The sequence below is a fragment of the Thermoactinomyces sp. DSM 45891 genome, assembly GCF_900119485.1.
In the GTDB taxonomy this organism is placed as follows: Bacteria; Bacillota; Bacilli; order Thermoactinomycetales; family Thermoactinomycetaceae; genus Baia.
On the sequence record NZ_FPJZ01000009.1, the window covers coordinates 13,978 to 38,671 of the forward strand.

General features: G+C 38.7%; 28 protein-coding genes and 1 pseudogene. All 29 read right to left on the minus strand.

Annotation, left to right across the window (positions count from 1 at the left end):
- Nucleotides 1–2 precede the first annotated feature (2 nt).
- Nucleotides 3–452 (minus strand): dUTP diphosphatase, encoded by a 450-nt coding sequence (dut, locus tag BT147_RS08800; RefSeq protein ID WP_072333824.1) that lies wholly within the window; start codon nucleotides 450–452, stop codon nucleotides 3–5.
- 16 nt (nucleotides 453–468) lie between these two features.
- Nucleotides 469–1,503 (minus strand): ribonucleotide-diphosphate reductase subunit beta, encoded by a 1,035-nt coding sequence (locus BT147_RS08805; RefSeq protein ID WP_072334076.1) that lies wholly within the window; start codon nucleotides 1,501–1,503, stop codon nucleotides 469–471.
- A gap of 174 nt (nucleotides 1,504–1,677) precedes the next feature.
- A complete protein-coding gene (locus BT147_RS08810; RefSeq protein WP_072333827.1) occupies nucleotides 1,678–3,963 on the minus strand; it encodes a ribonucleoside-diphosphate reductase subunit alpha in 2,286 nt (761 codons plus the stop codon).
- A gap of 1 nt (nucleotide 3,964) precedes the next feature.
- On the minus strand, nucleotides 3,965–4,435 hold the full coding sequence (locus BT147_RS08815) for a crossover junction endodeoxyribonuclease RuvC (protein WP_255404683.1): 471 nt from the start codon (nucleotides 4,433–4,435) through the stop codon (nucleotides 3,965–3,967).
- A gap of 10 nt (nucleotides 4,436–4,445) precedes the next feature.
- Nucleotides 4,446–5,504 (minus strand): hypothetical protein, encoded by a 1,059-nt coding sequence (locus BT147_RS08820; RefSeq protein ID WP_072333830.1) that lies wholly within the window; start codon nucleotides 5,502–5,504, stop codon nucleotides 4,446–4,448.
- Between the two features lie 116 nt (nucleotides 5,505–5,620).
- Nucleotides 5,621–6,712: a serine hydrolase gene (locus BT147_RS08825; protein ID WP_072333833.1), complete on the minus strand. Its 1,092-nt coding sequence runs from the start codon at nucleotides 6,710–6,712 to the stop codon at nucleotides 5,621–5,623.
- A 238-nt stretch (nucleotides 6,713–6,950) separates the two neighbouring features.
- Nucleotides 6,951–7,913 carry an HTTM domain-containing protein gene (locus tag BT147_RS08835; RefSeq protein ID WP_143187961.1) on the minus strand — a complete coding sequence of 321 codons (963 nt, stop codon included), beginning with the start codon at nucleotides 7,911–7,913 and terminating at the stop codon, nucleotides 6,951–6,953.
- 26 nt (nucleotides 7,914–7,939) lie between these two features.
- Entirely contained in the window at nucleotides 7,940–8,626 is a 687-nt protein-coding gene (locus BT147_RS08840; RefSeq protein ID WP_083426476.1) for a DUF5819 family protein, read from the minus strand.
- Nucleotides 8,627–8,696: 70 nt separating this feature from the next.
- Nucleotides 8,697–9,005 (minus strand): hypothetical protein, encoded by a 309-nt coding sequence (locus BT147_RS08845; protein ID WP_072333842.1) that lies wholly within the window; start codon nucleotides 9,003–9,005, stop codon nucleotides 8,697–8,699.
- A 261-nt stretch (nucleotides 9,006–9,266) separates the two neighbouring features.
- Nucleotides 9,267–9,884, minus strand: a complete 618-nt coding sequence (locus tag BT147_RS08850; RefSeq protein WP_072333845.1) for a 3'-5' exonuclease — start codon at nucleotides 9,882–9,884, stop codon at nucleotides 9,267–9,269.
- Nucleotides 9,885–10,982 (minus strand): DNA polymerase, encoded by a 1,098-nt coding sequence (locus BT147_RS08855; RefSeq protein ID WP_072333847.1) that lies wholly within the window; start codon nucleotides 10,980–10,982, stop codon nucleotides 9,885–9,887.
- Nucleotides 10,979–12,790, minus strand: a complete 1,812-nt coding sequence (locus BT147_RS08860) for a DNA polymerase (protein ID WP_286119275.1) — start codon at nucleotides 12,788–12,790, stop codon at nucleotides 10,979–10,981. The genes BT147_RS08855 and BT147_RS08860 overlap by 4 nt, the downstream gene beginning before the upstream one ends.
- A gap of 64 nt (nucleotides 12,791–12,854) precedes the next feature.
- Nucleotides 12,855–13,592, minus strand: coding sequence for a hypothetical protein (locus BT147_RS08865; protein ID WP_072333850.1), 738 nt, complete (start codon nucleotides 13,590–13,592; stop codon nucleotides 12,855–12,857).
- 90 nt (nucleotides 13,593–13,682) lie between these two features.
- Nucleotides 13,683–14,414 carry a hypothetical protein gene (locus tag BT147_RS08870; protein WP_072333853.1) on the minus strand — a complete coding sequence of 244 codons (732 nt, stop codon included), beginning with the start codon at nucleotides 14,412–14,414 and terminating at the stop codon, nucleotides 13,683–13,685.
- A 572-nt stretch (nucleotides 14,415–14,986) separates the two neighbouring features.
- On the minus strand, nucleotides 14,987–15,982 hold the full coding sequence (locus BT147_RS08875; RefSeq protein ID WP_072333856.1) for a toprim domain-containing protein: 996 nt from the start codon (nucleotides 15,980–15,982) through the stop codon (nucleotides 14,987–14,989).
- 11 nt (nucleotides 15,983–15,993) lie between these two features.
- Nucleotides 15,994–17,340 carry a P-loop NTPase family protein gene (locus BT147_RS08880; protein WP_072333859.1) on the minus strand — a complete coding sequence of 449 codons (1,347 nt, stop codon included), beginning with the start codon at nucleotides 17,338–17,340 and terminating at the stop codon, nucleotides 15,994–15,996.
- An 11-nt stretch (nucleotides 17,341–17,351) separates the two neighbouring features.
- A complete protein-coding gene (locus tag BT147_RS08885; RefSeq protein WP_072333862.1) occupies nucleotides 17,352–18,137 on the minus strand; it encodes a P-loop NTPase family protein in 786 nt (261 codons plus the stop codon).
- A gap of 10 nt (nucleotides 18,138–18,147) precedes the next feature.
- A complete protein-coding gene (locus BT147_RS08890) occupies nucleotides 18,148–18,522 on the minus strand; it encodes a hypothetical protein (RefSeq protein ID WP_072333866.1) in 375 nt (124 codons plus the stop codon).
- A gap of 197 nt (nucleotides 18,523–18,719) precedes the next feature.
- Entirely contained in the window at nucleotides 18,720–18,851 is a 132-nt protein-coding gene (locus tag BT147_RS15850) for a hypothetical protein (RefSeq protein ID WP_286119295.1), read from the minus strand.
- A 15-nt stretch (nucleotides 18,852–18,866) separates the two neighbouring features.
- Nucleotides 18,867–18,935 (minus strand): annotated as a pseudogene (locus tag BT147_RS15855) (helix-turn-helix domain-containing protein); the annotation flags it as partial.
- A 526-nt stretch (nucleotides 18,936–19,461) separates the two neighbouring features.
- The gene (locus tag BT147_RS08905; RefSeq protein ID WP_072333872.1) at nucleotides 19,462–19,752 is read right to left on the minus strand and encodes a hypothetical protein; all 291 of its coding nucleotides are present in this window, start codon (nucleotides 19,750–19,752) and stop codon (nucleotides 19,462–19,464) included.
- A 129-nt stretch (nucleotides 19,753–19,881) separates the two neighbouring features.
- Nucleotides 19,882–20,139, minus strand: a complete 258-nt coding sequence (locus BT147_RS08910) for a hypothetical protein (RefSeq protein WP_072333875.1) — start codon at nucleotides 20,137–20,139, stop codon at nucleotides 19,882–19,884.
- A gap of 16 nt (nucleotides 20,140–20,155) precedes the next feature.
- Complete coding sequence (locus BT147_RS08915; protein ID WP_072333880.1) at nucleotides 20,156–21,178, minus strand: ParM/StbA family protein; 1,023 nt, start codon at nucleotides 21,176–21,178, stop codon at nucleotides 20,156–20,158.
- A 147-nt stretch (nucleotides 21,179–21,325) separates the two neighbouring features.
- Nucleotides 21,326–22,288, minus strand: coding sequence for a hypothetical protein (locus BT147_RS08920; RefSeq protein WP_072333883.1), 963 nt, complete (start codon nucleotides 22,286–22,288; stop codon nucleotides 21,326–21,328).
- A gap of 521 nt (nucleotides 22,289–22,809) precedes the next feature.
- Nucleotides 22,810–23,040: a hypothetical protein gene (locus BT147_RS08925; protein WP_072333886.1), complete on the minus strand. Its 231-nt coding sequence runs from the start codon at nucleotides 23,038–23,040 to the stop codon at nucleotides 22,810–22,812.
- A gap of 33 nt (nucleotides 23,041–23,073) precedes the next feature.
- Nucleotides 23,074–23,808, minus strand: a complete 735-nt coding sequence (locus BT147_RS15860; protein ID WP_143187967.1) for a peptidoglycan recognition protein family protein — start codon at nucleotides 23,806–23,808, stop codon at nucleotides 23,074–23,076.
- 6 nt (nucleotides 23,809–23,814) lie between these two features.
- A complete protein-coding gene (locus tag BT147_RS08935) occupies nucleotides 23,815–24,000 on the minus strand; it encodes a hypothetical protein (RefSeq protein WP_072333891.1) in 186 nt (61 codons plus the stop codon).
- Between the two features lie 199 nt (nucleotides 24,001–24,199).
- Nucleotides 24,200–24,343, minus strand: coding sequence for a CD1375 family protein (locus BT147_RS15995; protein WP_353640710.1), 144 nt, complete (start codon nucleotides 24,341–24,343; stop codon nucleotides 24,200–24,202).
- 4 nt (nucleotides 24,344–24,347) lie between these two features.
- Nucleotides 24,348–24,689: a hypothetical protein gene (locus BT147_RS08940; protein ID WP_072333893.1), complete on the minus strand. Its 342-nt coding sequence runs from the start codon at nucleotides 24,687–24,689 to the stop codon at nucleotides 24,348–24,350.
- Nucleotides 24,690–24,694 lie beyond the last annotated feature (5 nt).

Below are 24,694 nucleotides of genomic sequence, written 5' to 3' on the forward strand. Positions count from 1 at the left end.
GCCTATACCCCCGTATGACCGAAACCACCTGATCCTCGTTCTGTCTCATCTAGATCGGACACGAATCGAAAGGAAACGGATTCTACTTTGTTAAATATGGCCTGTGCTATCCGATCACCATGCCGGATACTAAATAGTTGATCTCCATGATTAATTAAGATCACACCGATCTCACCACGGTAATCCGCATCGACTGTTCCAGGAGAATTAAGAACAGTGATGCCGTGTTTCAAGGCTAGTCCGCTCCGTGGGCGGATCGACATTTCGATACCTCTCGGTATAGCCATAGACAATCCAGTCTTAATTAACTTCCGTTCTCCTGGTCTAATCTCTATTGGTTTATTTGGATCATCCAGATAAGCAGATATATCCATACCCGCCGCCATTTCAGTCTCATATTTCGGCACACTGGCGTCATGGTAACGAAGCTTTAACTTAACTTGATTATTCATTGTTTAATCATCCCATCTATAGTTCGTCAAAGCCATTGTCAAAGGCTTTAGCATATTGTCTTGATTTACCTTCGAAAAAGTCTTGTTTTCCATAGTTTGGATTTTCATAAATCGTTATCCATTTCAAGGGGTTTCGATCATAACCTTCGAATGGCTTTTCTAATCCTAACTGCTTGCTTCGTTTATTTGCGATGAATTTAATATAGTCTTCCAAGTCCTGTGGATCAATGTCATCAAACCGATCACCGATGACATACCTTGACCATTTTATTTCTAACTCGGCTGCTTCTCGAAAAGTCTCAGTTGCCCACCGACGATGCTCTTCCGTATTTAATTCGGGTCTTTCTGCCAGTAGTTCTTTATATATTTGGGCAAAAAGAGTGACATGAATCTGCTCATCCCGATTGATGTAATTAATCATGTCCGAGGTTGCTTTCATTTTGTTATTTCTAGCCATATTGTAGAAGAAAGCAAATCCCGAATAGAAATTTAAACCTTCTAATATCACGTCATATACGATTGCATTTCGAAATGTTTCTGAAGTTTTGTGTTGGGCGAACTCTTCGTATCCTTTCGCAATGAATTCGTTACGCTCTCGGAGAATTTCGTCATGCTTCCAATACTCAAAAATCTCTTCTTGCTCCTTCTTTGGAACTAACGAGGATAACACATATGAGTAAGACTGGTTATGAACGACTTCTTGAAAAGCAAGGATCGTCATCAAAGCAGATAGGGACGAATCCGTTAGATATTCAGCTACTTGATGACTAAAATCCGACTGGATAGAATCTAAAAAAGCGAGTAATCCAATAATCCTTTTAAATGCGAATTTCTCATCTTCGCTTAGTGTTTGCCATTGCTTTATGTCATGAGACATGTTGATTTCTTCGGGAATCCAGAAGTTTGCCAACATATTTTTATATGTCGGATATGCCCATGCATAGGCAACATCATCCCAATTTAATACGTTTGATGATTTACCATTTACAATCCCTGTGGATCGGTTTGGAGCAGTGATGTCATATAACTTTCGTTTTGTAATCTTTGTCATAACATCCACCTTTCTTTTATTTGTAGGGCTTATTGGATATTGGACGAAGAAATTTGAAGGGATAAATCGGAGAGTATGAAGATGAACGACATATTCAATTAAGAGAGGATTCCAATAGGCCCTACTCTTATACAAGCGCATAGCTATAAGAAAAGAGGACAAATATGTCCCCTCCTATGATGCACATGCATCACATTCTTCGATTTCAATAGATGTACTTCTAACGTAATACGTAGTCTTCAACCCACTCTTCCATGCTAATAAGTGAAGCTCTAGAAAGTCTTTTGCATGTATGTCATGTGTCACATATAGATTAAATGACTGTGCCTGATCAATATGCTTCTGACGAGCAGCATTTTGAAAGATCGACCACTTCTGGTCTATATGATAGGACGGTTTGTAATGCCACATCGTTTTAGGTGAGAGATCCGGAGCAGTCACAGGGATTTTATAGTCCTTCTTTTCCTCCACATATTGGGTTGAAAATATAGGATCGATAGAAGCCGTTGACCCTCCAATCAATGCTGTTGATCCATTTGGTGCTATTGCTAGTAGATACCCATTCCTGATACCATGATGTGCGATTTTCATCCGTAACTCTGCCCAGTTGAATCGATCAGAAAAATCATATCCTCTCTGTTTGAAATACTCCCCTGTCTCCCAACCACTACCTCTGAAGACAGGATATGAACCTTTTTCAGTGGCTAGGTTCATACTGGATTGGATGGTTAAGTATGCTATCTTTTCATAAAGCTCGTCCGCATACTCAACTGCTTCATCTGATTCCCATCGAATCCCCTTCAAAGCAAGTAAATGATGCCATCCGAATGTACCAAGTCCAATCGCTCTATACTTTTGATTAGTCATTACAGCCTGTGGAACTTCGATCCGCTTCTCATTGAGATCGATCACATTGTCCAGCATACGGACTTGAATCGGGATTAGTCGCTCAAGTACATCATCTGGTACAGCTCGTCCAAGGTTGATCGAAGAAAGATTGCAAACTACGAAGTCTCCTGATAGTTTTGTAACGTTAATTTTTTCGCCATCTGATACCTCTTCTATCACCTTTGTGCTAGACATATTTTGCATTATTTCCGTACAGAGGTTAGAAGAGTAGACCATTCCTTCGTGCTTATTCGGATTCATGCGATTTACTTCGTCTCGATAGAACATATACGGTGTGCCTGTTTCAAGCTGGCTTTTCATAATTCGTTTCATGATCTCAATAGCAGGTACTTTTACCATTGAGAGTTGATTGTTCTGAATACATGATTCGTACTTCTCTCGAAAGGAACCCCTACCCTTTGATTCATCGTAGAAATCCTCTAGAGAAAAACCCATCACTTTTCTAACTTCATGCGGACAGAACAGATACCAGTCCTCTCGCTTCTCTACCTTCTCCATAAAGAGATCCGGAAGACAAACACCAGTGAAAAGATCATGCGTACGTAATCTTTCATCACCGTTATTCAGCTTGGCATCTAGAAATGAAAGTATATCTTTATGCCATACATCAAGGTAGACCGCAACCGCTCCATTTCGCTGACCCAACTGATCTACGCTAACAGCCGTCTGATTATACAACTTCATCCATGGAATTACTCCCGATGATACACCTTTATATCCTCGAATATCGGAACCCCTTGCACGTACTTTTCCTAAATAAATGCCGATTCCACCCCCCCATTTAGAGAGAGTTGCGATGTCTGTATTGGTGTCATAAATACTCCGAAGGCTATCGTCTACTGTGTCAATGAAGCAAGATGACAATTGACCAGATGCCTTGCCTGAATTGGTTAATGTCGGAGTAGCTACAGTCATATACAGGTTAGAGATCGCCCAATAACACTCTTTGACTAGAGAAATTCTTTTCTCTGGCTTTTCATTAGACATAAGATTCATAGCAATGATCATGAATCTTTCTTGGGGAAGCTCGTAGATGGCTCCAGTAAATCCCTTAGCAAGATATCGATCCATAAGTGTCTGCAATCCAATGTAAGTAAAAAGCAAATCCTTGGATGGGTCAATGAATCCCCCTAGTTCCTTGATCTCTTCTTTCGTATAGACTTCGAGTAGCTTGGGAGAGAAAATTCCCTTTGTAGTAAGAGATCTGATGAAAGAATAAAAGTCTCCATACTTATCTTCGCTGTCGTAACAACGTGTCTGTGATACCTGTTTATACAAATTTCTTAATAAAATCTCTGATGCGATGTAAGTAAAATCAGGATGTTGGGAATTTCCGATCCCTACCCGATCGAGTGCTTCGTGTATCATTCGTTTAATGATCTGATCTGCTTTAATCTCATCTTTATTTGCAACATATTGCATCACATTAGTAATGTATTTTTGGGTTTTCACATGTGGAAAGCGCTTGGTAATAGTCTCTAAATATCTTCGTAATCGTACTTCATCATAGAGCAATTTTCTTTCCCCATCGTCTTTCGTGATAATAGTCATCCTAGTTCCTCCCGATTATTTTTTCTTTTAGTAAGTGTGTAAGGATAACTGCCACAGCATCCGAAGCATCATCACTTTCAAATTGATACGTATCTTTTAACTTCAATATCCGGCGGACAGACAACTCTACTTCCTGTTTAGATGCCCTTGAATTGCTAGTTAGAATAGACTTAATCGTCATAGGTGAATATTCCACAATTTCATAATTTCGTAGGATTAAGTCAGAACATCCAACAACCTTATATATCGCCTGCGTAGCTCCAGCAAAGCGGACAAATCCCCTTTCACGCGCTACAACGTCAAAGGGTCCTTCGTTTTTGATAAGTGCTTCTAACTGTTCGGTAATGTTATTTAACCGATCTCCATGTGAAAGCTTTGGATTTGTCTTCACTCGGAATGCTTGGGCTAATTTAGCCCTTCCTTGCTTTACTTCAACCACAGCCATCCCCGTAGAACTGAGTGAAAGGTCCAATCCTAAATACTTAGCTATTTGATCGAACCTCGTTAATAAATTCTAGGGCTTCGGTATACTGTCTTTTCTTCCATTCGGGGAGTTGGGATTTAGACACATTCGAAACCTGCTGAGTAATTTCAGTTAGCTCATCTTGGGAGAGCGATAAGGCACAGGCGGTTTTAAAGTTATTGAACATCCATTTATCGAGGTCTAACTTCGGTGGGATTCCTGCATCAATACAGTCCAATATATCTGCGAAGAAATCTAGTAGCCCTTTCCGATCCTCATCCGTAATCTTGATATGGAATACGCGAAGGTCAGGAGTTTTCTCATAATCCTCTTTTGTCATATTCCAAGCTTTTTTCGCTAGATTGCCGTAAACAATTAGATAATCATCCACTCCGTACATAATCGAGTAACAAATACATTGTTTGATGTGATCCTGACTCGGTTCTCTCATAGAGTAATGGCTTGTCCGTGCAGCAGTCGTCTGCTTTGTTTTGATCTCTAGCCCTACTCGTTTTCCAGTGTGATGCCAAAGGATACCGTCGGGCTGTCCAAGTATCGGGATCTGATGACCACGATGTTTTATCCACATGATCTTTCGAGCAAATCGTTCCCATGATGGATATAGTTTGCCATTCAAGTCAACAAACTCTGGTCTGTATGTTGGTTGCTCTTTGAACTCACTAATATAGTGTTTATTGATGTACAGAAGATCATCTTGAATGATGTCACCAAATGCAGTACCTGCTCTCTGCCAACGTTTTTGATGAGGTGCTATTTCTTGCTCGTCTCGTGGGGCTTTAGTTAGCTTCATATAAAGCTCTCGGGCATCACTAGACGAAGATGATGGTGTGAAATATCCAGTCCCTTTCGGTCCCCAATCTAATTTCTTTCTGTTAGTCGTCAAAATCTCGAGGTTCATTCGTAGGATGTCCGCATCAAGATCGTCATCCCATATTTCCTTGTAGGAGTGCCATTTGTCCATCATTGTTAGAAAATCATGCGCAAGTTCGCTTCCTGCTACTGGTTGTCTACAGCTATCTCGGAGCAAGCTTTCATCTACTAAATTTGTAAGTTTCATATTGTCCTCCTATATAGGCTTACAGCCCTATACTTATACAAGCGCATGGATAGACCGAATGAGGACAAAAAAAAATAACCGCCGAGATGCGGTTAAGTTATATCTAGTAAAATCATCTAACCTAGATGGCTAGAATGCAGAGCTTTTTTACAACTTTGACTAAATGACGGTTTATCAATCATTTGTTTAATAAAATTTCTGAAAGACTTTTCCACTAAACGTGCTACGGTTGGATCTGACTGATTCGAAAAAAAGACTATCTCAACCAGATTTTTTTCTCTGTCTTCTAGATACAATGCAAAGGTCAAAACAAAAGCTGTAGATCCGCCCTTGCCACCAATCCTAGCTATTCGATCAGTTAAAAGCCAATCTCGCTTTAATAAACTATAAAGACGATTTCTCTCTTTTTCACTAAACCCTTTTCCTCGATTAATATGGCTCATTAAATTTGCATAATCATTGGCAGATGCATGAGGAAGCTTATCTGACCAGCATTTTTGTAGTGACATTGAATTGTTCACACTTTTTATATCAAAAACAGTTTCATCACTATTAAGCAGTTTATGTATTCTCTCTGCTGTTTTCCTGTATTCCTCTATAGACATACTTTCTATCTGTAGCTGAATTGATTCTTTATCATTAAGAGAAGGATATTCTCTCTCTATGTATTGAGGGATTAGGAGTGCAGAAGGACTTAAGTAAAAGAGCGGGTCATGCGATGACAAATTAAACTCCGTTAACATCTGATTGATGTAAGGAATTCCCAACCGTTCTAATAGATACTCTGTATTTGCATTCGAACTAAATTGGATCATCCCTCTTACTACACTTTCTAGTGGTACTGATTTGTCAGTACCTACCAATTTATCAAGCCATTCTTGGTGCGCACCACCATCTGTAGTAGGGAAGTGGTACTTTTCCAATTCCACTAATGGAATCGATTCAGTAGGATTTATCATTTCTTGTTCGACTTGACGAGTGTAAGCGATAGTAACAATAACTTTCACTGTACTAGCCAATGACATGATTTTATCAGCATTGTGGGAAATGAAATTTTCTCCATTTTTTTTTACCACTAGAGAAAAGTTCTCTGGTTTTTCTTTAATTTGTTCGAGAATTTGATAGGAACTTCCTGATAAATACTTCAAGACCAAAACTCCAAATAATAGTAAGAACAAAATAATGAAAAGCCAATAAACTACATTCACTCTACCTTATCTCCTTCTGCCCCGCTCTTCTTTGATTTAACCATGTGATAGATGAATGCAAGAACACTGGATATTACGAAAGGTCCCCAAAGAAAGGAATAAGGGAAATATTTCGTTTTGCTTCCTCCTTCTATAATAAGAATAAGACAAAAAATGATCAAAAGTCCGGTTCCAAGCCAAATAAAAAATTTCAAATACATACTCCCCTCTCTCACTAAATTGTACATAACCATATTAGTCATTGACTAGGTGTTTTCCTGCCGAATTTCTGTTTAAATGAGAATATCAGTCGCACTACATTAATTTTTAGTGACTCTTTTAGAGAAAACACCTTTTTATATTCCTGATCTGTAAATATTAGAAACTCCATTGAAATCATAACCATAGAGAAACTGAGAAGCCCCATACCTACTAGAATGCCAAAATGAAAACTACAAAGTGCCAGTACAGCACATAGCTTTAGCCTTTTGTTCAGAATAATGAATGGAAAAGCTAACTTGATAAAGATACTCAGATAAGAGAACAGAACACTCAAATACATAAAATTCTCAACAAAATACGTAAGTGATGGTCTTGAAAAAGCATCAACTTGTGAAATGTAATAGAGAGCCGTTCCATTACTCCAAACCTCTCCCATAAGCTGATAGCAAGCAGATGTAAAATAAACAATACACATCTGAATAATGATAGCAACAACAAATATATTATGGATAATTATACTCCAAGAGGAATGTTTGAAAGGCTTTCCTCTCCTTTTGTACAATACGTTATCAACAGAAAAATATGTAGTGACGTTTACAAAGATCAAAAGAAACAAAACTATGTAGAGAAGATTATCACCACCATCAGCCATATAACTCAACCGTTGATAGAATGAATGATAAAATATAAAGTTGAGTATTGTGATAAACCTATTGCCATAGCCAATGATAAACAACATTGTGATTAAAATTGCTAAGTGATAAATAATATCAAACTGTAAAGGGGACTTGACTAGATCGTATAGAGAATAATTTGCATTAAATAATCCAATTCCTTCGTGACTAAACAAAAGATGTCTTTGAAAATAGTGAATAAAATAGTTGTACAACATGATAACTCCTAAAACGATCCGTAAAATTGAAGGTCCGATTAAAAATTTCTCTTTAGACATGTTTTCAACTACAGCTATGATCCATTGGTTGAATTTAGCCTTCATCAATTCTATCCCTTCCTCTCCTTAATTTGTTATCTGAATGGAAGAACCTTGTCTACTTTTTTCCACTCAAAAGTGTTTGACTCTGTTTTCTTTACATAGTTCTTGGTATTTCTCTCTGAAAAAGGTTGGGGTCTGGTTGCTTCAAGCTTCACCCTTATTTCTTCGGGGTCTGTTGTCAAATATAGAGCGTAGGATGATGCATACCGATATATAGCAGTTTTGGCTTCTGTTCGTGATTCCTCACTTTTATCTAAAAGGTTTTTCTTGAGACTTTCATCTTTTGTTTTTTCGATCACATCTGTAACTAAATCTGTATTACTACCACTATAAAATGATCCAGCTAATCCATCACTATAGCGGAGGATTCTGTTATAAGGTGTAAAAACACTCTTATCATTCATTTTGATTAAAGGTGTTGAGATATCAATCCAGTCCTCGAATTCTCCCGGTTTGGATGATTGCTTCTGCTTTATCTGAACATAGATTTTTTGATTATCTATCAAGGGATCTGGTGCGAATAAATGCCAATTTTGAGCAAATATTGTTTTAGTATAGAATGAAGTATATTTATTCACTTTTATAGATATAGGGTTACTAGGTCCTACATCCAACACAATTACAAAATAGTGGACAATTAAAAGGACAAATAAAAAAACTATTAGTGAGAATTTCCCATATAAACACTTAACTTTAACTTCCCTATTATCTTTCATCATTTGTTCCCTCCTCTTTTATATGTCTTAATCCCTACTTCTTTGAAAAGAAGTAGGGATTAAGCAACACCTATTACTTATTGAAAATAACTTCTGCATCCTTACTAGAGATATCTTTCTCTGCTGGTGAAACTCCATACAGGCTTCCATACATAGCTACCTCATCTGCTGCTCTACAAACTGCTTTCGCAGCATTTGTGCCCACAGCCCAAGCTGCTCTTACCCAATTAGGATTATAAGATTCTTGTTTCTCTGGTTGTTCTACCGCAATCTTTTGAGATTTAAAATCAAGATTACTTCCGGAATTGTCTGATGCATAAACCGATGCTCCTGCAGATAAAAATAGGGCTCCTGCAATTGCGATAGGTGCAAACTTTTTCATAGTAAAAACTCCTTTATATTTTTTATATTTTAAATCTACAATCAATATATGGTAGTTCGAATTAATTGTCAATATAATATATGTATTAAAAAAACAAATGTTATATTGTTCCAAATGTGTATTTTAATCATTTTTTTGATTTAATTAAAAAAATATATATTTAAATTCAAATACAAATCACCCAACTGATAAATATATGAGTATTTTTTCAATATAAAGCACTCGTTTAACTTTAAAATATAACAAAAAGACTCCAGAAAATTAGGAGCCCCATGTTCTTTTATTGATTTGAGTATATTTAGGCACGAAAGACAAAGGTCTTTCTTCACTATGAACGACAAGATTATGATATTTGATTCTAGGTATCTCCTTCTTATTTAATCGTCGTATTAGCTCTGCAAGAACCTCTACTGTTGCTTTTACATCGTTCATAGCCTGATGATGACCGTTTAATTCGATCCCAAGACGACCACACACATCCTCCAACGAAGAACTTTCATCTGGATTTTCTAGCTTTGCCATAGTTTTCGTACATAGGAAAATAGGTGATTGTACTCCAAACTTCTCTAAAAATGAAAAGTCAAACGATGCACTGTGAGCAACTATTGTTGATCCTGCCGAAAACATCCCGAACAGCACAACCGCTAGGTTTTCTGGGTACCCGTCTGTAAGGTCTTCTTCTCTGATATCTGTCATTTTCGTAATCTTCTCTGGTATGACTTGTCCCTCATGAAGTTTAATGCGGAGATGAAGCCTTCCCACTTCCTTCTCAAGGTTCGTTTGAATTGCAGCCAACTCGATAATCTGATCTGTGTTGTGATCTAAGCCCGTAGTTTCAATATCGACCACTGTAAATAATTCTTTTGCTTGTTTAGCCATCTAAACACTCCCCATGTATAGTCCTTTGGATTCTCCATATTTCAATTCGTAAGGCCGACCACTTTCGAAATCCCACTCATCTGATGAATACTCCATCATCCATCTCGGTTCGATTACGGTATCTGATTTTAATGGAACAGATAGCTTCACTGTATCCGACATTGCTTGAGTAATCAGATCCACATGGCTACGTGTTAAGTTGGTAAAAGGCATGGAAATCTTCACCTCATCATGAATTGAAGCATTGAGCTCCCAACCTTTTGCCTTACAAATATCGAAGATCTGAATCATATTCTTTTTTAGAACGTCGGCTCCTGAACCTTGGATGACAGCATTAAAACAAGCTCTCAACATATACTCCATTTCGTTTCTTTTCTCGGCAAGTGGTTCAATCATGATTTCAATCTCTTGCAATTTCCTTTCATCGTTAGAGGTTTTGACTTTCTTCTTCTGCAACCTCGATCGATCAATATATAGACTACGAAGTTTCCCTTCTTTTTTCCTTACTTGTTGTTCCAGTAACTTGAAGTTAGGAAATCTCCTTTTACGTCCAAATAAGGTTTCAGCATATCCATTCTGTCTCATGAACTCCCGTATATCCTGAACCATCGTTGTAAATGAAACGAATGTGTTATCAAACTTATCGTAAAACATTTCAGCTACATGCTGTGACACTCCCATACCACGAGCAAAACTATGCGCCTTCTGGTCATATGACTTAGCAAGCACACCCGTCTTCATCATCCTCCGTGGTTGGAAAGTTCCTGTTGGGTCGTAAGCCTTATCCACACAGTATTTTTCGTCCAAACCAAAAACCATCATTGCCATCGTAGTATATAAATCCCGATCATCTAAGAAGATCTGACGAAGAGAATTGTCATTGTATCGTTCGTACATGATGTGGGCCATAATCCTCGGCTCAATTTGTGAGAGGTCGGCTGAAACAAATACCCATCCATCCCGGGGCTTGAACATATTTCGAACACGTATCCCATCACCACGAGAAGGGATGTTTTGAAGGTTACTCCCCTTCGGAACTTTCTCGTTACTTAGCACTAGCTTCCTTACTATCTCGTGATAGTTTTGGTCATTAATCATATGCTGGACCTCCGATTTAGCAGATCAATGGGCCTCCCTCGATATCCTGATGAACTATACCGCCCCGTAGAAGTGCCACCAGACTTCCATTCCGTATGGAATCGCCCATCTGCATCGAATGCTGTAGGAATTTTACGCACATACGTGTTCAGCAATTTCTCGTATTCGCTTATAACTCGAAGGGGCTTTAAAGCTTCTTCATCTTTGTAGTACATATTTAAAATGTCAGTAGATGTAGATCGCTTCTTTCCCCTCTTGAATCTTGAAGTTCTGTCCTCGATTCCCACAAAGTCATAGATCAAGTAAGCAATATGACGGTTATTTGTGAGTTCGAAGGAATGGATGAAGTCAGGTGCATCCTGTTCCTCCATCCGAATCTCCGCAAGTTGCTCTTTATACTTATTTATCATTTCAATTGCATTACTGTACTTCTTCAAATGTTGTTTCTTATTTCGAATGCAATCAGTTATTACAGATTCATACCGAGCTATCTGATCTAATAACTTCTTCTTTCGATTTCTCTGCTTCTGTTGCCATGCTAGAATCTTCTCGCCGTTCACGCACATCGACATTTCATAGAGAAATTCATCATCAATTTTGTACGAAGTAAATAAATCTTTCTTTGCTACATCTAACTTAGATTGGAATTCCTCTTCAAGATCCGACAAACCATCCATATCTATTTCAAAACCGCATCGGGCCATGAATACATCCACCTCTGGCAAGTAGCTATCAATCTCCGAGTAACAGTCGATTAGCCTTACTGTTTGTTTCATGGTCTCAAACTGCCATTCGAACAAAGCCCATCCATATAGAACATCCCATATGCCATAGATGCCTACTATTTCTGTATTGAACGGTGCTGGAGAGCCCTTTCCGAATAGGTCATCAAAGGTATAGACTTCTTTCTCTCCAAGACCTAAAGAGTAACCGTAACGATCTTGATAGAACTGGTCTATATGCTTTCCGTATCTTTTAAGAAGTGGTTTCAAACCATAAGAAGGAAGATGCTCTGTCATTAAGTACATCCCATCAAGTGTGTCCCATTTACATCCACGGATGGTATATCCGTCATTCTGGGCAATGTGTAAATCATACCGTGCTGATCCCATATGAAAGGTCTTTCCATGTTTCGAGCTTTTTAAATATGGGGCTATAACTTCGATAACTCTCGATCTAGTAAGTTGCTTATCACCAGATCTAAAGGCATACTTACTTGATATATCGAGATCATTACGAAGATCAACATGACCATACGGCAAGTAGTAACCTTCCTGCAACAACGGAAGCCATATACCAAATCCGATCGAGAGATCCATATAGGAGTCAACACCTGAACCTTCAAAGTCTCCTGCTGTCATGCTTTCAACTCCAAGTGCCTTAAAGCGATCTTTCCAATCGCTCATTTGTAGTCGACATTCTTCCCGAATTCGACTTATGAAAATTGATAGCTGTCGGTCTTCCGTCAGAATATGAAAATTAGCAGGCTTGTTTTCAAGTACTTCACGGATTCGTTGGCTTCGATCCTGTTGGTTTTGTTCTTTCTGGATCTTCATTCCCATTGAAAGAACTTCACCCTTGCTCATCTTTCCGTTTGACAGACGGCCTATCTTACCTTTAAAGAAGGCTTCCTTTGCAAGCTGAAATATCTCTCGTTCCTTATCCGAAAGCTTCATAATACCTATACGATCAAAAGCATCTTCAATCGTTTCTTCTGATGCCTTTTTCTTCGCCCTTGCCAAACTAGCTCGTTTTCGTTTCTCTTCTTCTCGGTCAATATTCATATTCAAAGTCAGTTTTAGATTCATAGTTATCCTCCTAAAATATAAACCCCACACACTTTAGTAAGCGCATGGGGTACGAAAAAGAGGACTAGAAACCAAGAGTTTCATCAGGTGAACTATCAGATTCGACTTCTGGAGATCCGATTCCGATTCGAGAGACATCAAATCCAAACTTACGGAGGTCTTCGATTTGTTGCTCCGTGCTATTCACTCTAAGAACCTTATCGAAAAGATTATCATCAAACTCAAATCCTTTCGTTTCTTCAAAGTTCTTACGTTGCTGTGGTGTAAGTGCATCCTCATCGTCCTCTTCGGGATCATACAGAACAATGTCTAGCGAAACCTTTCCTTCACTGGACTTAGAAATAAAGAAGGGGTATCTATCTAACTTCTTTGCCTGCTTCTTCATCAAGGTCATAATTTCTTTTCCTTGGTTTGAAGTGAAATCTAAAACAATTGGCTGTTTGCCATCTAAATTGACAGCACCCAATAAATAGCGAGTTTTGGCTTTGACAGCATATGCTCGATCTCTAACCAATTTAACTTCACTATCAGATGCACCTGATCTCTTTAGGGATTCCGCTTCCTGATACAAAGAATCACAAGCTAAATCATAGAGGTCAATCTGACCAGCTTCTTTAGTACAGGGAGTTGTGTTGAACACATTGTACACATTGTGCGCTTTATACGAAGAAACACAGTTAGGGATTAGCCGGATTGCATAGCTTTTTCCGTTTGATAGAGATCCAAGAACTTTAGAGTAATCCACCTTTTCTGTAAGTGCATCCTTAACAGCATCGCTACCTTTTTTTAAAATGTAACTCAATCATATCCGCTCCTTTTATTTAAACTACTACTCTCCGAGAGAGACTCTTATCTAAGCGCATGAACACTTCTAAAAAGGACATCTTAATTATTAGGCTACTAATCTATCTTCATATTCCCGTTGAATAAAAGCTTGGACTTCAAGTTTGAACCGTTGAATAAACTTTTTGTTCGACTCTTCTTTAGTTCCAAACCTGATACACATATCCCGAGCAACAGTCACATTAGTTGGGTAGTCCGGATCGTATAACCGTTTGAGAATAAAAATACGTCTTGAACACTTACCAAATCTATTAATAAGGGCTTGTACTATTTCTTCACCAACTATCGTCTTTTCAACATCTTCATGAGAATCAGGTATGTACATCGTGACCTTTTGTCGCACCTTCATATCTGTTTCTTCTGTAACATCATCATATGAAAATTCATTTCTAGCCAAGGATGAGCGACGTTGATAGTATTCACTAGTTGCTTGACGGAAAGCTTTGCTAACTAAGGCAGAGAAATCATACCTACCATTGTATCGCTCTGCTGCTAGAAGTAATTTTTTCTTCAACCGACGCTCATATGCTGTTTCTCCATGCTCATCTCTTGTCCGATTAAAACATAATCCATGCTGGTAATAGAGTCTCATCATGTCCTTTCGGAACACTTCAAGGATATACCACATTGGAAGAGTAAAGTTTTCTTCACGTACCTGTTTTCCTTCTCTTTTAAGCCGTTTGATATCGCTCTGGGTAGCAAATGCTAATTTGTTAATTTCTGTTGTGGTTAGTGTAGTTAGATCTTTATAGTACAATGCATCTACTATGTTATTTATCATGTGTTACCCCTTCCAGATTTTCGGTCAGGAAACACACGAGATCCCTAAATATCTTATTTCCACACAATACTAAATACATTAAAAGAACATATGTTCTTATTGCTAATAGAACAGATTATGTGATAATGTTTAAGACATAGCAAATGGACACACAAAGAGAACATACGTTCTCCGCGTGGACAGTAAGAACACATTTGTTTAATATGTACCAGAGTAAAAAATATACAGACTATTATATATCTTTCTCCAAAAAGATATTGACAGTTCTATATTGTGTACGTGGTTTCAGAGGGACCCCGTATATTTCCAATTCTATAAACAATGTACTCTCCAAATTATATTGTTTATAAAGCGCAGACTCTCCAAAGTTGCGCAGACTTCTATGGTACATCTCTTGTGTACTCCACTAGTATTTTACTGGTGGAGTATTTGCAGTTTCATTAAACTAGTCGTATAAAATCATGTAAGATTTTGATTATAACACATTACTCTTTAAATGTAAATAGTTTTTAAGGATTAAACAACTTATTTTCATTTAAATTTTGTATATAATTATATATTTTCAGCATCACTCAACGTATATCGCCATAGATTATATTCCCTGTATGTACGGGCACTAAACCCAAACCTTGATGAATAACTCTATTTTCGATGATCTTACTTAGAATATGAAATTCCTTTATTTCATTTGCATCTTTATATTCTCTAGGTATTGATGCAACATTTACCTTCAAAAAAGGACATAGACTTTTAATAGCTTGCTCTCTCATCTCTCGTCCTGCATCATCATTATCTGCCATGATAATCACCTCTTCTAGTGGGCTTTTAGTGATTAAGTCAACCTGTTCTTTTGATAATCTACTTGTTCCTAGTGCGATTGCAGAATCATTGGTTACAGACATGATATACATAGCATCGATTTCTGCCTCAACTATCACGACTATCTTGGACTTCTTCTTGTGAACCCGATCCATCCCGTATAGGAGTTTTCGAATCGGGTATCCGTTCTTCTCGTAATAAAAGATCTTTGATCCACAGTGCCGATACTTCACAGATGCAAGTCGGCCATCAGGGAAATACCAGGGTATAACAATCCGATCTCTTTTGGGATCATATCGGATGTTCATCTCTATTTCTATTTCTTTCGAAATCCCCCGACCTCTAAGGTAGTCATTAGGTTGAGTAAATCGATCTAGGAACGTTTGTGGTATCCCGATTCTTTGTTTTTGAAACCGTATTCGGGAGAAATCGACCTTTAGACGGTCCTCTTCGGTGATTTCTCGGGCATACTCGCTAAGTAGATATGCTTCTGTTTCATACTCAGTTTCTTGACGCAGATAAGCTAGTAACTTAACAAAGTTCCCACTCTTATATTCTCCTGTACCACCTGAATCTCCCCACGATCCATTGCTAAGGCTTACAAAAAATGAAGGGCTAAAATCATACCGAAATGGGGAACAGGCAATAAGTTTTTTAGTAGTCCATCTTTCTCTATGCCAATAGTACCCAGAAAGTTCCCGTTCTATATCCACATCAACTCTAGAATGTCGTACCTTCACATATGCCATCTCTCCACCACCTAGAAATTATCCAGAAATTGATTGGCTACATTTTCTCCGGTAGGAACCTCTGTAATAATTCCGAGCCCTGGTAGATAAATGAGATCAACTTCCACACCCTCTCCACCGTTACGTCCCTTGCCAAGCTGGATGATGCCTTCTCCTTGCATAGCTAGTGTGTCTACACCGATTAATAAGGTACTGTCTTCGAGAAGTTGTTTTGTCTTTTTCACTTCGGATCGTCGAGGTGGTCGGATAGAACGAGTACCCGACTCGTCCATTTCTGCCGATGTTTCTTCGGCTTGAGTAATTGCATGTATTACGGTTCTCGTCCTTCCTGCCAAATGACGTAACTTCTTCGAAGTTTGTGCCGCTGCTCCCCCCGTTGTACCATCTCCGGGTAAATAATCTAAATAATAGAATGGATCAACGAGTACCACGTCTGCCTTCGTTGTAATAATATCGTGTTCTAAAGTTCGAATTCCTCGATCCATAAAATCCTCGTCATCAATCCCTCTAACTATGATTGTTCCTGAAATACTATTGTTGAGTTTTTCTAAAAATCCCTGTAAAGCTTGTTCATCATGTAGCGAACCTAGAAGAAGATCCTTATTTCGAAATCCAGCATGTAGCACTTGTCCATTGTAATTGGTAGAAAATACTCCTTGATCAGCAGATACAATAGAAAGGATACGCGCTAGGATCTCATATACGGTCATCTCCATGCCCCAAACTAAAACGGTGGCCCCCTGTTGAGCAGCCGATACTACTTCGGAAGTCGTAACCATCGATTTTCCTCGACCTGATCGTCCGAACCATACAATAAGTGAAGAAGATGCATAACCTCCGATCTCTTGATTAATGGTGTCGAACCTACTTTTCCAAACTCGGAAACTGTCGCCATCCTTACGCCGTTGGTATTCCTGTAGAAACTTATCAACGTCTCGTTTCAAGTTGGTTCCGACACTAGTACGATTACTATGTTCGTTAAGTAGGTGATCTGCTTCCTCCCTCAACCATTCAAGAAACTTGGTTCGTTCGGAATTCGATGAACTACTAAACTTCGGAGCTACTTCTTTTTGTAGCCACTCATGGGTTCGTACCCCGAGTGAGAACTCTTTGACTTGGCTGACTAGGTACTCGTATGTATCTGATGTCGGTTCGTACAACAAACCTGTTTCCTCTACTACGGTAAGATAGTCAGGTGTTTGCCCCTTATTTCTATCAGCATAATCTTGAATGAAACGTAAAGCTTCTCTTTCAGATGTCGTGCTGAAATGATGATCTCTAAGATTAAACCGCTTAATCGCTTGTGCATCTTGTAGATCTAATATCTTGGATAATAGCTTTTCTCCTGCTCGGCTCATTTGACCACCTCCTATCGACGGAATCCCCTCTTCGATTCACCACTGAATGCAATTTCTAGACACATATCACGGGTGCGATCCCATATTTGTTTAGAGTACATACTTCCTATGTCTTGAAGAGGGATGTTTGAGGTATAGACTGTCGGTTTGATCATTGTATTTCGATAGTTAATTATGCTATGAATATCCGAAGTAAAGGCTTCTGTTGAACTCCTAAGACCAATATCATCGAACACTAAGAGATCAACATTCTTCATTGACTCTACGTTTTCGTAGTATCTACCACTTGCCCTTTCTGCAATTTCTTTCGGTACGTTTGGTCTAGTAGCTTCGCTATATAACGTTTGTAATTCATTCATGCTCATGAAATAGACAGGCCGTCTCTTCGGTTTCAGTCCTCTCTTAATGCTACCAACATACTGATACTTGAGATATTCGTTTCCAATCGCAATTGCTGTTGTCGTCTTTCCTGTTCCAGTGATGTGTGAACACAGGTAGAGTGATTTGATTCGATCCTTTTCAGGTAAAGCAGTATCAAACATTTTCTTAAATGACTCAACATATTTTTCAATGACTGCATAAGCTTCGGGTTGCGATTCTTCTACAGGTGAATTTGCCAATGTCGTATGCATGTATTGACGTGGAATGTTAGCAGCAAAGAGTCTACCACCTTCTCCAGTAGCTCCATGGATCGTGATCCAATGAGGACAAAGCACATGACATTTCCCTTTAACACCTGCTATGGTGCAGAGTGTGGAAATAATACAGTTTTGTTCGTTTGTTTTGTTGCTGTCCATGTTATACCTCCTAGAACCAATCAGTTGCTTCTTCTATAGACATCGTTTGAGTAGTTAGTTCTTCGCTTTTATCTTGATGTGCTTTCAGTACTTTAGGAAGAATACTTTCACGTTTATAAGCAAACATGAACCAAAACGAGATGCCTGGGTATTGATGACTTGGGCTATGTTGACGTATGCATTCGTCAATAAAAGTCTTTGTTATTTCGGGACCATAAGTGTCAATCATTCTGCGAATATTCTTTGCTTCCATAGGGATGCTGTTACAAACATACGGAATGCCAAATCGCTCTTCGTGTTGATCTGATAGGTATTGACGGAAGGTCGTTGCATTCCATTTTTCGATAGCCTTCTCTCTCCAAGTAATAGTCGGTTTCTTTTTCATAGATCGTCTCCTTTAATAATCTCTTCTCTAAGCGCATGAGGTATCAAAAAGAGGACATAAAAAATCGCGATGTCTAATCTTTTTTTTGACATCGCAATCTTTTATCTAGTTATGTTTAGTTATTGTTACAAGTTAGTTATTGTTAGTGTAAGGCTGAACGGTGTCGGCTTGATCTGACACGGGTGTAATTAACACGGTTAAAAGATCTCTAGACTGGACACAGGCATGATGGTATAGATCGTATTGTCGAACTTCTGATTCTTGCCCCGACGCTTAACCCTTTTAATAATCGACTGCCCTTTCCACTGGAAGTTTTCTAACCTCTTCAATCGCTCTCCCACCGTTTGTCTGGATATTCCTAGCCGTTGAGCTAATAGTGACTGTGACGGATAGCAACGTCCTTCTTCGTCCATAAAGGCTGCAATTCCACAAAGGGTCTACCATAGTTCGGGACCGAGAGAGCTAACAAGTCCGTCATGGACCGCATCAACATACATTTTAAGAAAGATCCTTGGTTTTATTTTTGCTCTCCACCGACGAGTTCGAATTCCCGTTCGGTTTGGATAGATACATAATTTTTGTTCAAATATATCCCCTCCTAACATATAAAAGCGTATTAAGAAGGACTGACGAGACAATAATTGAGATAAATAAACGAAGATTGGCGGTACATATAATGTCTTCCGATTTCAAATTAAATTTATGCGCGGGAGTAGCTGCAATTTTATTCTTGGTCACTCTCATAATCTTTTCCAAATTTCTTAGTCGCAAAGGACTAGCTATAGGAATCCTATTGCCACTTTTGATTCTATTGGGCATGGCAACTCATACAGTCATTCTTATCCCCATCGCTATTCTTGGTCAGGCATTATTTTTGCTTCCTATTGTGATCGCAATGTGGAGGAATCTAAAAGAATAGTAAGAAAAATAAACCGACCCCTAAAAGGATCGGCTTTGGCTTTTTCGTAGCTGTTCAGTATGTTCCATTTGATTTTCGATCAGTTGCGAAATCCCCAATAATATTCCTCCACCCACTGCAGATCCTATCCACCACATCAGAGCTATGGACCACACGAATTTAGATTTTGTTGTGGGGCCCAATTCCGGGAGTACTAGACTTGGTGTCACTACTGATACATTTGCCAAAATAATGCCTGCGAGAAAGCCCACTATTAACACACCGAAACCGAACCGAAAAAGTAGTTTTTGAATATTAATCCGAGTATGCATATTATTTCTCCTTTAAATCATTAATCACATAATTTTATACCTAAGTATATATAATTTTCAATATTTAATTTGGTTAACAAAAAGAGTGCTATGACCATGACTGGTTCATAACACTTTTATCATAACTGTTTAAAACTTATCAAATTTCTTTATAGGTAGTGGTTGACTTGTATCTACTACCTCTGTGATCACTTTGTTTTCGTCATTGGAAACCCGAACAGTATCACGAGACATTATATATTTGCTTTCGTTCTTGTACCGATACATGGCCGTCATTGCAAACCACTTTAGTGGTATGTCATGCTTCTTTAGAAACTCATAAAGTTCTGGATCATCTTTCATTGTAATCTCTAGCTTGATATGAATTGGTTTATCATCTACAGACATCGTAACACCCCCGATACTATGTATAAAGACTATACAAATAGTATCCCTCGGAATTTGCACTTTGGCTATCACTTACTTTAACTGCATTTGGAACACCAATCAAGTGGCTTTTTAGTGGCTCATACAAAGCTTCTACCCCACCACCCGTAAAGATAACATAGTCAAAACTATCTAATGACTCCATTCCCTTCAAACTTCCCATGATCTGTTGCGCTAATATTTCGAAGGCTTTTCGTTTCACTTCATCTACCTGTGGCTTTTCGAATATTCTTCCCCCGTATCGGATACTATCACCAGAGAGAAGTGGTTGTTCAATCTCAAGGGGTTTGAGTTGATTTGTTAGACCCAATTCAAGCAGAATCCTTTTATAGGCGTCCACCATCGAGTAATTAAGAGTGAAATACCTTAATAATGTCATCCCATCAAGAACGGCCACATCAGTAGAGCCAAACCCGACATCAACGATAAGCTTTCTCCGAGAAGTTTCGATATCATGTCCGTTTTCTGTATATGACCCGTCATCATTCACCATCAGATTGAATAACGTTCCCAATGGTTGGAGGATTATCTCAACGTCAGAAATTTCAAATCGCCGAATTCCACCATTGACTACTACTCGGTGTGATCCCAACAATGCCTGCTGTATATACCGAGATACTTGTTCGTTCTTGTAATGATTAGCAGGGACACCCGTGGTCACTTTTATTTGGTCTCCATCATCTACTAATTGAGTGATAGCTAGAATAGAAGATAATTTGTAGAAGTGATTGGAGTAACGGTCAATATCCCGAGCTGTCGAAAATACCGATTCCATCGGGTCCCCTACTGTATAAAAAGAATCTCCGTAACCAAATATAAGATCTTCGGATTTTTTCGATCTTCGTCCAAAAACTTCTTCTCCTTTCAAACGTTCCCTCACTGCATTCAGATAACATATTCTACCGATAGAACTACGCCCTTTGACATAAGAATTGGCTACTTCAAATCCTAAAACTTTTGTCTGCTTTTGTTGATAGGCATATGAGATCATCTTCTCCATACTAATTATCTCCTTTTATATACTTTAATATAAAAAAGTATATTTATCTATATTAAAAACCCGATAGTGAAACAATATCGCGGATTTTTAAATATGTAAATAGGGTAAATTGTATATTTTTTTATACTTATTTATACAAAGTGTTCTTTAGCAAAAACCACCTTGAGATATAGGATTTACACCACTAGAAATCCCATAGAAAGCCCTACGTTCTTCCATCTCTCGTTCAATAAAGGAGTCCTCTAGTGCTTGATATTTGTCGGATATCATGCCCTTCAGAGTGCCAACTAGATTCGCTCCAAAGGTTGTACGGATCTCTTTACGCTTGAACTTAGCTACTGACTTACGAATTGCCTGAACCACTTCCTGTACATGAAGCTCATAGTGTTCTCCTACATTTCTTAGAGCACCTTTAATAGACTTCCATAGAGAGATAATTTCATCAGTCTGAAAGAAAGGTTTCAACTCATATACAACATCTTGTGGAACTCCACTTGCCAAGCAGTATTTTTCTTTTTCTGTTTCGTAAATACTATCATCTGACACTTTATGTTCAGGTATATTGCTAATAGCTTTATTTATATTAGATAGATTTGTTAATGATTTATTAAAAGATTCTTTAGCCTCGAAATTAGTAGGTTCGCCCAAGGTAGGACAAGGGGTTTCGCCAATCTCTCGACCTGCATCTTCGACCTGCACACGACCTGCATTTTCGACCTGCATAGGTTCTTCCTTCGATTCTAAAGATGATATGTATTCTAGGTTAAACTGGTATATATTCGTTCCCTTTCCTCCTGCATGCATCCGGCGAGTTTCGTGAACAATGATGATCCCTTTCTCTTTCAACCCTTTGATTCCTTTACGAAAAGCCCGCTCCTTCACTTTGACATGCTTGTCCTTCAACATCGTAGGAACTGTGGCCCAACAAACACCAGGTACTTTCGTAGAGTAGCGAGAGATGGTATATAGTACATCAATCTCACATGGTAGAAGATCCGTATATTTTACTACCGTATCAACATATAAGTCCTTTGATTTTACTGAATCAAATACTTGTAGACCCAACTTGTGAATGATATGTTCGTCTAATCTAGTTGTCTTTATTTGCATACGAAAAAACCTCCTGAATAGCCCATGTAATTACCTAAGCGCAGAAGGTCGTCAAAAAAAGACATTTATTTTAAGAAAGATTTCATAGTCAACTTATTAACATACCTAAATAGGCTGTTACTGTTGACAACTTTCTCATCTCATAAATATAATACGAGTATCAAACAGAAGAAACTTTGCTAAATTGATTCTACTGTTTGTGTGCTGAATGACCTTCTGTTCCTTAGAGTGCAATCCAAGGGCAGATATTCGAACGATTCTTGCCAAAGAAACGTTCAACGAAAAGCTTGGGATGCGCCACATTCCGAGCTTTTTCGATATGATCTGAATATATCACTCTCTCAATTTACTGGTCAATTACTATTTGCTGAGGTTTTCAGACTTTGATATAATCAAAAATGTAGCCTACTGGGCGGAATATTTCCTCCATACAAGTGATGTCGTACACATGCAGTAGGCTACACCACTACATATACAAAAAAACGGACCCCATGCGAATATGCACAGGGTCCTTTCGATTTCTATTCGATAATTTTATTTTTGTCCGAATCAGGTGTTGGAACTGGATTAGGATCACGAACAATTCCGACCGCACACAGAATACCAATCACTATGTTAATAGTATCCGTGTGTTTTTGAACGGCTACAGCATCGATTGCTCCGAGGTTTACTAAAAGCCCGATCACTAACGATCCTAACAACAACAGGGTTGTTTTATTTGTTAAACGACTCAAGATATCTTTGTATGACATATGCATTTTCACCTCCCCTCGTTACTAACCGTCCTACCAAAACATGGAGCGCCAAGTTTTAACTCCGACTATTCCATCTGCCGCTAACTTACGGGCTTTCTGATAAGCGATAACCTTAGCCCTCGTTTCCCTGCCGAAAATGCCATCTACTTTGGCTCCAATTTTGTGTTGCACTCGTTTTACATCATTTCCTCTCATCATTGGAGATCGTAGACGCATATTACGACTAAAGTTTGTGTCCATATAAGACGGTTGGCTTGAAGATGTTGAAGAAGTGGAAACAGTCGAAGAAGAACCGATTGATCGCACCCATGAATCCCAATTACGAAGGATATTTCGTGGACAATTCTTTTTTGTCCAGCGACTATGGGGTACGACATTGGACAATGGAATGCTCCACTTCTTCATGAGGTGACGAACAAGTTCTTTCGCATTCTCTTGAGCTTTCGAGAAGTTACCATCTGCATTTACGCAAATTTCGATGCTAATAGAAAAGCGATTTCCTGTTCCATTAGCACCATCGGTACATGCCCAAGCTATTTCGTTATCAGGGACACTTTGCCAGATCTCGTTTTCATCGACACTATAGTGCCAGCTAGCCGTTCTATCATTCCCTCGATATTGTAAATTCGCATGAGCTTTAGCATTGGCTCCACGTCTTGTGTTATCCGTTTCATGGATCGTAATGTATTTTGGAGTACGTTTGGTTTGGGGTCTATTTCGTCTGTTACTAGATGGGATGATTTTTTGTTGAATATTGATAGATATTTCCTCCTAGTTGAAAATTGGAATTGCCAGCTTGATCCCGATGATCGCTCCGAGGATTACGATTAAAGCCCCGACGATTCGGACAAGGTTAAAAACTAAGGACCACGTATTCTGGAGAAATGTCTCCTGACGTGGCCCGAATGCTTTTACTTCTGTTTTCACTTCATCTACTGTCTTTCTGATCTCATCCATACGTCTCTCGAGCTTGTTGACTCGAAGAACTGCATCGGAAGCTTCGCTACCTACTTCACTGATCTGATTCCTTAAACTTGATAAGTCTTTCCGAATCTTTTCGTGTTCTTTCTCTACATAATCGACACGACCTAGTAGAATCTCGTTGTCTATTGTGGCGATGAAATCACCCCCTCTACATAAGAAAAAGAGAGCCTTTTTAAGCTCTCTCCACCAATTCTATGTACCCAAGAAGGATCAAAGCTGTCTTCACTTCTTGTTGCAACCTTTCGGGTACATCATCTATTTTTTTGTAGCCCCTAATAATCAGAATTACGTACACTTCGACCACGTTCGGAATCACCCCACTAGATCACTCCTTTTTTGACAAGCGATTCGTATAGTTCTGCTATAGCTTGGAGTGCAATAACACTTTCCTTTGATTGATCTACCTTTCGAAGCTCGGATTTTTTGTCTAATGATTTCAAAAGAACAAGATCCGCATTCGTACCCTTTTCGATCTCTACCATTCCGTCTAGATCAATAGATTTGATTAAACAGAAATCCATATCAAATTTTCCTAGTGATCCGTTTGTCCATGAAACATGAAAAGACCCGTCTGGATCGGCTGACCATTCGGGCGATGAAATATTATCTATTCGATCGAATACAAGGCCACTGCCCTCAAAAATGAGGAGAGTATATGTCATATGCA